This is a genomic window from Bacillus sp. AFS017336 (assembly GCF_002555445.1).
In the GTDB taxonomy this organism is placed as follows: domain Bacteria; phylum Bacillota; class Bacilli; order Bacillales; family Bacillaceae_G; genus Gottfriedia.
In genome coordinates, this window is the sequence record NZ_NUCO01000031.1 from 1 (window position 1) to 12,973 (window position 12,973).

8 protein-coding genes and 9 tRNA genes are annotated in these 12,973 nt (G+C 34.4%); all 17 read left to right on the forward strand.

Annotated features, from left to right (window positions below):
- Nucleotides 1-27 precede the first annotated feature (27 nt).
- Nucleotides 28-102: transfer RNA gene (locus CN601_RS18405), tRNA-Asn, on the forward strand.
- 8 nt (nt 103-110) lie between these two features.
- Nucleotides 111-183: transfer RNA gene (locus CN601_RS18410), tRNA-Thr, on the forward strand.
- 16 nt (nt 184-199) lie between these two features.
- Nucleotides 200-274, forward strand: a tRNA-Glu gene (locus CN601_RS18415).
- 10 nt (nt 275-284) lie between these two features.
- Nucleotides 285-360, forward strand: a tRNA-Val gene (locus CN601_RS18420).
- 18 nt (nt 361-378) lie between these two features.
- Nucleotides 379-463: transfer RNA gene (locus CN601_RS18425), tRNA-Tyr, on the forward strand.
- 8 nt (nt 464-471) lie between these two features.
- Nucleotides 472-546, forward strand: a tRNA-Gln gene (locus CN601_RS18430).
- Nucleotides 547-571: 25 nt separating this feature from the next.
- A tRNA-Lys gene (locus CN601_RS18435) sits at nt 572-644 on the forward strand.
- A gap of 16 nt (nt 645-660) precedes the next feature.
- Nucleotides 661-732, forward strand: a tRNA-Gly gene (locus CN601_RS18440).
- A gap of 18 nt (nt 733-750) precedes the next feature.
- A tRNA-Ala gene (locus CN601_RS18445) sits at nt 751-826 on the forward strand.
- A 231-nt stretch (nt 827-1,057) separates the two neighbouring features.
- Nucleotides 1,058-1,957, forward strand: a complete 900-nt coding sequence (gene rocF / locus CN601_RS18450) for an arginase (RefSeq protein ID WP_098120422.1) — start codon at nt 1,058-1,060, stop codon at nt 1,955-1,957.
- A 995-nt stretch (nt 1,958-2,952) separates the two neighbouring features.
- Nucleotides 2,953-3,771 (forward strand): diadenylate cyclase CdaA, encoded by an 819-nt coding sequence (gene cdaA, locus CN601_RS18455; RefSeq protein ID WP_098120421.1) that lies wholly within the window; start codon nt 2,953-2,955, stop codon nt 3,769-3,771.
- A complete protein-coding gene (locus CN601_RS18460; RefSeq protein ID WP_098171889.1) occupies nt 3,764-5,059 on the forward strand; it encodes a CdaR family protein in 1,296 nt (431 codons plus the stop codon). Before cdaA ends, CN601_RS18460 begins: the two co-directional genes overlap by 8 nt.
- Before the next feature lie 13 nt (nt 5,060-5,072).
- Complete coding sequence (glmM, locus tag CN601_RS18465; RefSeq protein ID WP_098171890.1) at nt 5,073-6,416, forward strand: phosphoglucosamine mutase; 1,344 nt, start codon at nt 5,073-5,075, stop codon at nt 6,414-6,416.
- Between the two features lie 532 nt (nt 6,417-6,948).
- Nucleotides 6,949-8,751, forward strand: coding sequence for a glutamine--fructose-6-phosphate transaminase (isomerizing) (glmS, locus tag CN601_RS18470; protein ID WP_098171891.1), 1,803 nt, complete (start codon nt 6,949-6,951; stop codon nt 8,749-8,751).
- Between the two features lie 685 nt (nt 8,752-9,436).
- The gene (locus CN601_RS18475; protein ID WP_179865606.1) at nt 9,437-10,726 is read left to right on the forward strand and encodes a spore germination protein; all 1,290 of its coding nucleotides are present in this window, start codon (nt 9,437-9,439) and stop codon (nt 10,724-10,726) included.
- Between the two features lie 17 nt (nt 10,727-10,743).
- Nucleotides 10,744-11,829 carry a GerAB/ArcD/ProY family transporter gene (locus CN601_RS26560; RefSeq protein WP_142317367.1) on the forward strand — a complete coding sequence of 362 codons (1,086 nt, stop codon included), beginning with the start codon at nt 10,744-10,746 and terminating at the stop codon, nt 11,827-11,829.
- The gene (locus tag CN601_RS18480) at nt 11,826-12,914 is read left to right on the forward strand and encodes a Ger(x)C family spore germination protein (RefSeq protein ID WP_179865607.1); all 1,089 of its coding nucleotides are present in this window, start codon (nt 11,826-11,828) and stop codon (nt 12,912-12,914) included. Before CN601_RS26560 ends, CN601_RS18480 begins: the two co-directional genes overlap by 4 nt.
- The last annotated feature ends 59 nt before the right edge of the window (nt 12,915-12,973 follow it).

Genomic DNA, 12,973 nt, shown 5'->3' on the forward strand with positions numbered 1-12,973 from the left:
AGTAGAACGTCGCTTGGTTTTGATTATTCCGCAGTAGCTCAGTGGTAGAGCACTCGGCTGTTAACCGAGTGGTCGTAGGTTCGAATCCTACCTGCGGAGCCATTTTTAATGCTTCCATAGCTCAGCAGGCAGAGTACTTCCATGGTAAGGAAGAGGTCACCGGTTCGAGCCCGGTTGGAAGCTTGGGAAAAGTTGTAATGGCCCGTTGGTCAAGCGGTTAAGACACCGCCCTTTCACGGCGGTAACACGGGTTCGAGTCCCGTACGGGTCACCATTTATATTACGGAGGATTAGCTCAGCTGGGAGAGCACCTGCCTTACAAGCAGGGGGTCGGCGGTTCGAGCCCGTCATCCTCCACCATCTAATTTAATAAATACCGGAGGGGTAGCGAAGTGGCTAAACGCGGCGGACTGTAAATCCGCTCCCTGTGGGTTCGGCGGTTCGAATCCGTCCCCCTCCACCATTTATTGTTGGGCTATAGCCAAGCGGTAAGGCAACGGATTTTGATTCCGTCATGCCCTGGTTCGAATCCAGGTAGCCCAGCCATTTTTATTTAATCGTAATTTATTACGAGCCATTAGCTCAGTTGGTAGAGCATCTGACTTTTAATCAGAGGGTCGAAGGTTCGAATCCTTCATGGCTCACTCTTTTTTTTTATGTGCGGAAGTAGTTCAGTGGTAGAATACAACCTTGCCAAGGTTGGGGTCGCGGGTTCGAGCCCCGTCTTCCGCTTATTTCCTACAATATAATGGGGCCTTAGCTCAGCTGGGAGAGCGCCTGCCTTGCACGCAGGAGGTCAGCGGTTCGATCCCGCTAGGCTCCACCAATATACATAAAGTTTAACCTTAGTCATTTGACTAAGGTTTTTTGTTGCTTAAATTCATATACTATACTTGATGAAAATGCATATGTATACAAAAAAATGTCGAGTTGACCCATTTGTTTCAAAAGATTTAAACTATTAATATAATTAGAAACTTTATTAGTCAAAAATTATTTTTTTCTAAGCTAAGTAAGCGTTTTCTAAATAGGAATTCAGACGATGGGGGAAATTAAAATGTTAAAAGATATTTCAATTATTGGGGTACCATTAGATTTAGGACAAACAAGACGCGGAGTAGATATGGGGCCAAGTGCAATTAGATACGCACAATTACACGAACGCGTTGAAAGAATGTCTTATCATGTTGAAGACTTAGGAGACATTTTAGTAGAACGTACACCAGTTAAAGAAGATAATTCAGAACACAATTTAAAGAACTTAAAATCTGTAAAAGAAACATGCGAAAAGCTTGCTGCTGAAGTAGATGATGTAATTCGAAGAAATAGAATGCCATTAGTTCTTGGTGGAGATCACAGTATTGCAATCGGTACATTAGCTGGTGTATCAAAACATTATAATAATCTTGGTCTAATTTGGTTTGATGCACACGGAGACTTAAATACAGCGGAAACTTCACCTTCTGGAAATATTCATGGAATGTCATTGGCTGTTTCTTTAGGTCATGGACATGATTTATTAACGAAAATAGGTGGATACTTCCCTAAAGTAAAACCAGAGAACGTAATAATCATTGGTGCACGTGATCTTGATGAAGGTGAAAGAGCAATTATCAAAGAATTGGGTATTAAAGTTTACACAATGCATGAAATTGATAAATTAGGAATGACGAAAGTAATGGAAGAAAGCATTGACCATTTAAAAAATTGCGATGGTGTACACTTATCATTAGACCTTGATGGACTAGATCCGATTCATGTTCCAGGAGTTGGTACACCTGTACCTGGGGGAATCACTTATAGAGAAGGTCATTTAGCAATGGAAATGCTATCAGAAGCTGATATTATTACTTCTATTGAATTTGTAGAAGTTAACCCAATATTAGACGAAAAAAATAGAACAGCAATCGTAGCTGTTGCTTTAATAGGCTCATTACTTGGTGAAAAACTACTGTAACGTACAATTAGGAATATACTCTACAAAAAAGCTAGCATTTGCTAGCTTTTTTGTATTGAAATATAAAGTTAGTGGATAGTTAATATTGTTAGAAGGCTAGGCTTCAGTTAATAGCTTATAAGATCGGGATTGATAATCTTACGGAGTAATTAAATGATATTCTGCTCTATGTATAGGGTATTAAACTTTTTTTAAAAGTGTCTGATGGAAGAAAGGTAATGGGGAATAGCGAGGCTGATAAAGACCCCGTAGACGCGCTAAAGAGGTTTAGGTCAGCTACATAAAAAGAGAGCACACTGTAGTGGAAAACAACACCATACTGCCGTTTAACCTTGTCATTATGAGATATAAATTGAAGATACTTATGAAAGCTCACGCGATCGTAAACGTAAAATACCGTGAATATGAAAATTACATACTCAAGAAGGGGATGAGCACTAAAAAAGTACATAGGTGGTAAGAACATACTCGTAAAGGGACCGTGAGTAAGGAAAAGAGTATAAAAATGAACAAATGAAACTCATAAAGGATTCATGAGTTAAAAAAAAGAGAATAGATGAAAATAACTTACTCATAAAGGCCTCACGAGTAAGATCATAAGTAAAAATATGAAAATTACATACGCATAACAAGCAATAATACAAATCCACTAAAACCACCCTGACCATGTCGAACACCTGACAAACTCATTTTCAACGCAATAAAAAAAGCTAAACTCAGCTAGCTTATCTTTGTATCAATTTCACTAGAAAAAAGTCAGGTAAAACTTCCTGTATAAAAGGGTAATAATCAAAAAAATATAAGTGAAATGAGAGTGTTTCTTCTATTAAGTAAGTAGGCCAACAGATATGGATTTTGTAATTGTATTTAATATTGCTTAAATAGTAGTAAAAGGAATGTTAAATTATTAAATAACTCACAAATTTTGTGTAATACAAAAATATGGTATAATACTCAAGATACAGTTTTATTCTATAGAATTGGGAGGGTAAAAGGTGCCTTCTTTACATATAAATTTTTTACAATATTTACAAAATGGATTAGATATACTAATAGTTTGGTTTGTTATTTATAGATTAATTATCATCATTCAGGGGACAAAGGCTGTCCAATTATTAAAAGGTGTCACGATTATTATCGTGGTGAAAGTGTTAAGTAGTTTATTTGGGTTACATACTTTACAGTTCTTAATGGATCAAGCATTAACCTGGGGATTCTTAGCGGTTATTATTATTTTCCAGCCAGAGCTAAGAAGAGCGTTAGAGCAACTTGGACGTGGTCGTTTCTTCTCAAGGGCTGCTGGTAATGGCATTAATGATCGAAATGATATTGTTGAGAATATTGCTAAGGCCACTGAATACATGGCAAAACGAAGAATAGGTGCACTTATTTCATTTGAGAGACAAACCGGCATGGGTGACTATATAGAATCGGGTATTCGAATGAATGCAAATTTATCTTCTGAATTACTGATCAATATTTTCATACCAAATACACCTCTTCATGACGGAGCGGTGATTATTCAAGGTGAAAAAATTACAGCAGCTGCATGTTACTTACCTTTATCTGAGAGTGCATTTATTTCAAAGGAATTGGGAACAAGGCATCGTGCTGCAGTGGGGATCAGTGAAGTTACTGATAGTATTACGATTGTGGTTTCAGAAGAAACAGGTGCAGTATCAGTAGCTAAGAATGGAAATCTATACAGAGAGTTGTCAAAAGACGAACTTGTAAACTTATTAAATTTGGAACTAAAGTCGCCAGAAGAGTCCAATACATCTAAATGGAATTGGAAGGTAAAACGTAATGGATAATTTTATGGATAATCGTTGGATATTAAGAGGAATCGCATTATTAGTAACGTTATTACTATTTATGTCTGTCAATTTAGTTCCACAATCAAGTTCATCTGGATTAGGTGACATACCGTTTGTAAATAACAAGGAATTAGTGCGGGATGTTCCTGTTACGCCAATTTACGATCAGCGCAATCTAATCGTTACTGGAATTCCGAAGAACGTTTCAGTGCAATTAGATGGGCCTAATAGTATTGTTAAAACTGCAGAAATGAAGAAAGATTTCGAAGTGTATTTGGATTTAACTTCTTATGCTTTAGGTACATATGACGTGCCTTTAAAAATTAGAAATATTTCAGATAAAATTAAAGCAACCATTAAACCTAGAACAGTTAGGGTAACGATTAATGAAAAGATTGAAAAAGCCGTTTCAGTTAACGTTGTTTATCTAAATGAAAAAAATATTAAACATGGCTATAAAGCAGAGAATGCACTTGTAAAACCAGGTTCAGTCACAATTATTGGTTCGTCAAATGAAGTTTCACAGGTGGCATATGCGAGAGTTTATGTAGATGTTACTGATGCCAATCAAACGTTTAGTCAGGTCTTACCTGTTAAATTATATAATAAAAGGGGTACACTGCTTTCAGTTTATACGCAACCGAAAAAAGTTGAAGTAACTGTCCCAATTGTTTCCGAAAGTGCTAATTATCCAATCACATTAGTTCAAACAGGTACACTTATGGAAGGGTTAAAATTAAGCAGTCTTACGAGTAAAGTTAATGAAGTAAAAATTTATGCCTCTAAGGACTGGTTGGACAAGTTTAAGGGTCCTATTGAGGTACCAGTAGACCTATCATCAATTAATCAAAGTGGCACATACGAAGTAAATATACCTACTCCAGATGGTGCATTTAGAGTAGACCCAGGCACTATTAACATTGACGTTAGTTTTGATGAAGAAATAGAAAAGAGCTTTAGTAATATCCCGATTAATTTAGTAGGCGAGGACGATCAACTTACATATAAGTTTATTAAACCTTCCACAGGAAAATTAGTAGTTACAGCAAAGGGATTTAAAGATGATCTGGACGCAATAAAAGCAAGCGATTTACAAATCACAGCAAAAGTTAATGGACTAGATCCAGGAACTAGAGATGTTGCGCTTTCTATTACTGGTCCGAAAGGTGTTATGTATAGCTTAGAGTTTGATAAAATATCGACTGAAATTGCTGATAAAAAATCGGCACAAACTGAACCTGACGAGAATTCAGACGAAGGCGATGTAGGACAGTCATCGAATTAGAAGGAGAGTTAAAATGGGTAAATATTTTGGTACTGATGGTGTACGAGGAGTTGCGAATAAAGAGTTAACTCCTGAATTAGCATATAAAATTGGACGCTGCGGCGGTTATGTTTTAACAAAAAATAATGTCAAACCTAAAATTATTGTTGGGCGTGATACGCGTGTATCTGGACACATGCTTGAAGGTGCACTAGTTGCAGGTTTATTATCAATTGGTGCTGAAGTAATGAGACTAGGCGTTATTTCTACGCCAGGTGTTGCTTATTTAACAAAAGCACTAGGAGCACAAGCTGGTGTTATGATTTCGGCTTCGCATAATCCTGTTGCAGACAATGGTATTAAGTTTTTTGGTCCAGACGGATTTAAATTATTGGATGAGCAAGAAGAAGAAATTGAAGAATTAATGGATGCAGAAGTAGATAAGCTACCAAGACCAACAGGTAATGATTTATGCCAAGTTAGTGATTATTTTGAAGGTGGTCAAAAATACCTACAATTCCTTAAAAATACAATTGATGAGGATTTCTCAGGTCTATTAGTTGCTCTTGACTGTGCACATGGTGCTACTTCTTCATTAGCTCCGTATTTATTTGCAGATTTAGAAGCGGATATCGTTACGATGGGAACAAATCCGAGTGGCTTTAATATAAATGACGGTGTGGGTTCAACACATCCAGAGGCGTTAGCAGCACTTGTAAAAGAAAAAGGAGCTGACATCGGTTTATCATTTGACGGAGATGGTGATCGTCTAATTGCAATTGACGAAAAAGGTGAAATCGTTGATGGTGACCAAATCATGTATATTTGTGCAAAATATTTAAACGAGAAAGGTCGTTTAAAACAAAATACAATTGTTTCAACAGTTATGAGTAATTTAGGTTTCTACAAAGCAGTAGAAACAAATGGAATGAAAAGCGCTGTAACAGGTGTTGGTGATCGCTACGTGATGGAAGAGATGAGAAAAAATGGCTTCAATCTTGGTGGTGAGCAATCAGGACATATCATCTTTTTAGATCATATTACGACTGGTGATGGTATGTTAAGTGCAATTCAACTCGTAAATATTGTTAAAGAAACAGGAAAAACTTTATCTCAATTAGCTGGAGAAATGAAGAAATATCCACAATTATTAATTAATGTACGTGTTACAGATAAAAACGAAGCGCTAAATAATGAGCGTATCAAAGGGATCATTGCTGAGGTAGAAGAAGAGATGAACGGCAACGGTCGTATTTTAGTTCGTCCTTCTGGTACAGAACCACTAATTCGTGTAATGGCTGAAGCGCCTTCTGAAGCAGAGTGTAAACAGTATGTAGAACGCATTGTTACAGTGGTAAAAGAAGAAGTTGGAGAATAAAAAATAAATTTATGCATAGATGAGCACTTTTGTGTAAGTCTATGCATATTTTTATTATATAAACAACTGTTCTATCATTTTCTTCCAATATTTTTGTTGACCATTTTAAATAGCGTATAGTATAGTTGTTTTATTGTTTTCCTAACAAGGAAGGAGTATAGAAACAATAAAGGTTTAAAAAAAGCGCCAGAACTACACAGGACGAGAAAGTGTAGTTGACGAGGTGGAGTTTTATCGAATTTTCGGCGGATGACTCCCGGTTGATGTATCACAACCGAAATTATTTATGTAAAACACATAGGTGACTGTGTGCACAAACGTAAATAATCTGATACACCGTTTAACAAATACAAATGAACTCGCTTTATGAGCGGAATATGAAAGGTAGGTGGATATTGCTTGTAAGTCCTCTACCATTATTAAACATGACGAGGGAATAGAAAATTTAATAATTAAACGGTTAGGAAAACAGCGTTCCATTCCTATACTTTTTGTATGTCTTGTTTTAGGACTTACTAAGCAATAGTTAATTATGTGTGGAATCGTTGGATATATTGGAAATGATAATGCGAAAGAAATTTTATTAAAAGGTTTAGAGAAATTAGAGTATCGTGGTTACGATTCTGCTGGGATTTCTCTTTTAACTGACAGTGGTGTAGAAGTTTATAAAGAAAAAGGTAGAATTGCTGTATTACGCAAATCAATCCCTACTAAAGCGGACGGAAATGTTGGTATTGGTCATACAAGATGGGCAACACATGGTGCTCCAAGTAAACGTAATGCGCATCCTCATCAAAGCTCTACTGAACGTTTTACACTAGTTCATAACGGCGTTATCGAGAACGATGTACAATTAAAAAACGATTATTTAAATGAAATTGAATTTACAAGTGATACAGATACTGAAGTAATTGTTCAGTTAGTTGAGCTATATATTAAAAAAGGTTTAACAGTGCTTGATGCATTTAGAGAAACACTTAAGCTTCTTAAAGGTTCATATGCAATTGCGTTATTAGATAAACAAAATGATGATGTAATTTATGTAGCAAAAAACAAAAGCCCATTACTTGTTGGTGTTGGTGAAGAGTTTAATGTTATTGCATCTGATGCGATGGCAATGTTACAAATTACTGATCAATTTATTGAATTGATGGATAAAGAAGTTATTTTAGTTACTAAAGACAAAGTTCAATTAATGGATCTTAACGGAAATATGATAGAACGTGCTCCATATACAGCGGAAATTGACGCAAGCGATATCGAAAAAGGAACTTACCCTCATTTCATGTTAAAAGAAACAGATGAGCAGCCTTTAGTAATCCGCAATATTATCCAAAAGTACCAAAATGAAAGTGGCGAGCTTGTAATTGACTCAGAAATTAATGCGGCTTTGGCAGCAGCTGATCGATTATATATCGTAGCTTGTGGAACTAGTTATCATGCTGGTCTTGTTGGAAAACAATTTATTGAAAAATTAGCAGGTATTCCTGTAGAAGTTCATGTTGCAAGTGAATTCTCTTACAATATGCCATTACTATCAGAAAAACCATTATTCATTTATATTTCACAAAGTGGCGAAACAGCTGATAGTAGAGCGTGTCTAGTACAAACAAATAAATTAGGCCACAAAGCAATTACAATTACAAACGTTCCAGGATCAACATTATCACGTGAAGCTGATTATACTTTAGCTTTACACGCGGGTCCTGAAATCGCTGTTGCATCGACTAAAGCATATACTGCTCAATTAGCAGTACTTTCTATTGTTGCAAATGCTCTTGCAAAAGAAAAAGGAAAAACAGTTAACTTTAACTTAGTTAAAGAACTTGGAATTGTAGCAAATGCAATGGAATCAATTACAAACCAAAAAGAAGAGTTTGAAAAAATTGCTTCAGAATATTTAGCTACAACTCGTAATGCATTCTTCATCGGTCGTAACGTAGATTACTTCGTATGTTTAGAAGGCGCATTAAAATTAAAAGAAATTTCTTACATCCAAGCAGAAGGATTTGCTGGTGGAGAATTAAAACACGGAACAATCGCTTTAATCGAAGAAGGTACTCCAATCTTCGCACTAGCTACACAGGAATCAGTAAACTTAAACATTCGTGGTAATGTAAAAGAGGTTGTCGCTCGTGGAGCTAACCCTTGTATCATTTCAATGGAAGGTTTAAATATGGAAGGTGACCGCTTCATTCTACCAAAAGTACAAGAAGAATTATCACCAATCCTTTCAGTAGTACCATTACAATTAATTTCTTACTTTGCTGCATTACATCGTGGTTGTGATGTTGATAAACCACGTAACCTAGCAAAATCAGTTACAGTTGAATAATCAAATTAGTGATTTTACTGCAAATGAACAACAGATTTGAAAATAAAAACTGAACAGGGAGTGTAAAATGATGGTCAAATTTAACGATGAAAATATCATTCCTACAAAAGACGATTTTCATGTTAGTGAAGTTGATGAGCGTGTTGTTGTTAGAAAACCAATTAAATAAATAAATCAATTCTAGGACTAGTGGCTGTAGCTACTGGTCCTTTTTGTTTGAAGTACATGATCTAACAAACGATACTATTTTCCACTTTTCTAATCAAATTGATGAAATACTTCTGAATTTGGAAAAATAAGAATGAATTCGCATTAATCATTCCATCCTAAAACTATGGATCGATTTTAAACAAAGGAGTTGTCAGGTTATGATAAAGATTAGTGATGAAAACTTTATTCCAACAAAAGATGATTTTTATGTTAGTGAAGTTGATGAGCGCGTTGTAATCAGAAAACCAGATCAAGTTGAACTGTAAAGCAAAAGAGGCTACGCTGTATAGCTATATTACAGCAGTCTCTTTTTTTTGTTTTTAAAATGAATTCAACATTTTTAAGATTCACATAGCCAATACCGAACCGAATTATGAGACCTAAAAATTAGACTTCTATACATAGTTTCACTTATTACCATATATTTACGAATATCCACATGATATTCGTACAAATTAGTAAAGAGGTGAAGAAGATGAAGTTTAAATCAATCCGTAGTAATAGTGATTTTCAAAAACGTAGTTTGAAAAAATATAATAAAACGATCACTTTTTATTATTTAATTTCAGTTTGTGATGAAAATAAAATTACTGAACTTCTAATCACACCTTTTTATGAATATGAGTCATTTACTTTATATAAAGATTACCTTGCTACATTAAATGGTTGGGAGATTATTTCCGAAGAGACAGAGATGATTGAAAAGATTTTAGGCGGAAATATTATTGTTAATTTAGATGAAAAGAACTATTCTGTTTCAATTAGTGAGTTTAGTGCAAGTTCTGTAGGAGTTTCAACTGAAGAAAATGTATTGCAGGGGCCAAAAGACGGATTAAATGAGAGCATTGATATCTCTTTAAATTTGATTCGTAATCGATATAGAAAGAGTACATTGAAGGTGGAAGATCATATTGTAGGTAGCTTATCAAAGACGAAGGTACTAGTTTTATATGATAAAAACTTAGTTGATATAAATGTCTACCATAACCTCTTGGCAAAAATTAATGCTTTGAAAATTGATGTTTTACAATCTTGTGGTCAGCTTCAGAAACTGTTAATCAATAACAAGTTGAGCTTATTTCCACTTTTTTTAACCACTGAGCGGCCCGATCGAGTTGTAAATAGTATCTCAACTGGAAAAATAATTGTACTCGTTGAAGGAACGCCTTGGGCGTTAATTGGTCCTGCAACATTTTCCGACTTTTTTAAATCGATGGATGATACAGTCGAACTAACGATCGTTTCAAAGTTTATGGTTTCAATACGATATATCGCCTTGATGATCACTGTGTTTTTACCTGCCATCTACGTTGCAGTTATTTCTTATTCCCCGGAAGTGTTGCAGGTCCAATTCGCTTTACTTGTTGCTGGAAGCAGGATGTCAGTTCCGTTTCCTTCTTATATTGAAATTCTTTTTCTAATGCTGATGGCAGAGTTTTTAATCGAGGCAAGCTTAAGACTACCTAAATCAATTAGTTCTACAGCTACAACAGTAGGGGGATTAATATTAGGTCAAACTGCTTCACAGGCGGGATTAGTAGCAGACATTATGATCATCGTTGTCTCGTTAGTTGCAATCTCGTTATTTAGTATCCCAATAAATGCAATGCATCAAGCAATTCGGGTTATTCGCTATCCGATTATTATATTTGCATCACTGTTTGGAATGCTTGGCGTATTAGTCGGGACATTAGCTATTCTTTGTTATTTATGCAATTTGAGAAGTTTAGGAAAGCCATATTTGACACTTTTTAATAATAATTAGCTATCGGGGTGTATTTTTTGCTAGGAAAAAGATATATTTCATACCTGTTTTATTTAAATACGGTGATTAGTATAACCGCGTTTGGACCTCAAATAATGTATAAAAGTAGTCTAAACGGGAGTATTTTAAGTATTTGTTTGGCTATTATAGTTGGTGGCCTTTTTATTTATATTTTACAAAAGTTATTTAGTAGATTTCCTGAACAAAATATTAATCAAATCATAAAAAATGTTGTTCCCGACTGGTATCGTAAGTGTTACATAATTTATAGCTTAATTTTTTGGTATTTAACTGGAGCTCTATTTATTATCGCGTTAATTCATGTAGTTAATATTTTTATCAATCCGACTACCCCTATATTAATAACCTATATAGTATTTCTTTTAGTTATAATTTTTGCGATTTTACTAAAAACCGAATCATTATTATACGTTACCGAAATACTCGTAATGTTACACATTCCAATTGTTTTATTTGTGTTCATTAGATTTTTAACAGATCGTTTTGTTCTAGCGGATTCTCTATATCAATCTGTTAACTATTTTAAACATCTACCAACTGTCAGCGCATTCACTGCTGCTCTGTTTATCTTTACAGGCTTTTCAAACTTAATCATTTTTAATGAGAAAATAAATTTAAATTCCATTACCAAAAAATATCTGCTTTGGATCTTTCTATTTGGGATATTTATTGTCTCTAGTAATTATTTAATACCAATTGGATACCTGGGCTTAAAGGGAGTCAAAAAAGAAGTGTTCGTTTGGTTAACTACGGTTGATAGTATGCATTTTGACTATTTAATCGTGGAAAGAGTTATTTACATTCTACTTTTTGGACAAATCATCATTTCCTTAATATACATCATTCTTAGTTGGCATACCTCATTAGAGCTATTTAAAACACTCAATTTGAAATATGGAGGAACTTATAAATGGATATTAATTTCCTTCTTTATTTGTGCTACAACAGTCATTCAAATTCTCATAAGAGAAATAGATCTAGTAAAATATTTTACGATGTATTTCAATTTAAATGCCATCTCAAACTTCTTATTAATTATTTCGTTGTTGTATGCATCAGTAAAAAAGAAGCATGTTACTTGAGTCTGGTTTTTCTTGCGTTTGGTGCAGTGCTACTATTATCTGGTTGTACCTTTAAAGATATTGATAAGAGGGCATTTATAACTTCAATTGGGGTTGATCAATCTGAGATGCCTGACAAAACATATAAAGTAATGGTTAAAGTAGCAATTCCAAATGGAGATCCAAAAACACCTAAATCAGAATTTCTTATTCTCTCGGCAAATTCCGATTCGATTTCAGAAGGTCTAAACTTAATGAAGTCTCAGATTGATAAGGAATTAGTATATGGACATAGCAGCACGATAGTAATTGGAGAGAAATTAGCAAAAAAAAATATACAACCATTGTTGGAGTTTTTTGTAAGAAGACCAGATATTCAGATGACGTCTTATTTAAGCGTTGCTAAACCAAATGCATATGAAGTGCTTAATTTTAAACCGATTCAAGAGCAAGTATCTGGTGGCGTTTTAAAATCGTATTTTGATTTTAGTAGAACCGAGTCACCATACATAGATCAAATTTGTCTATTTGACGCATATAGGAGAGAAACTGAGGATGGCGTAAGTATCGTCATGCCAATCATTGAATCAAATAAAAAAGAATTATTAGTAGACAAAATCGCATTATTTGATAAGAATAAACTGATTATGGAACTTAACCCAAATGAATCAGAAACCTATCGACTTTTAACGACCGGAATCTATAATGAAAGCTTAAAAGTCAAAAATAAAAATACTATGTTTGTAATGAATTTAGAAAAAGGTAAGGCAAAATACAAATTAAAAGATCAAAATAAAAATATAATTGTCAATTATACGATCAAGGTAAGAGCTGTTATAGAAGAAAAAGTTGATGGTTTAGAAATGATCAGAGAAGGGGATATAACAGCACTAAATAAACAAATGGAAGAGAAAATTAATGCAGAGACTAGTGCTTTACTTAATAAAATAAAAGATAAAGATATTGATCCAATAGGTTTTGGTTTACGATATTTATCTAGGAATAGTGAAAATAGAAACCTATCGTTTTGGAACAAAAAGTACTCTAGCCTGACCTTTAAGATAAAGTCAGAAGTTAAAATAAAAGGGACGGGGTTAATTAATTGAGAATATGAGGTTTAAGAAAAGATAGAAAAGCAGATGGGAAATCTGTTAACTATCTTTTT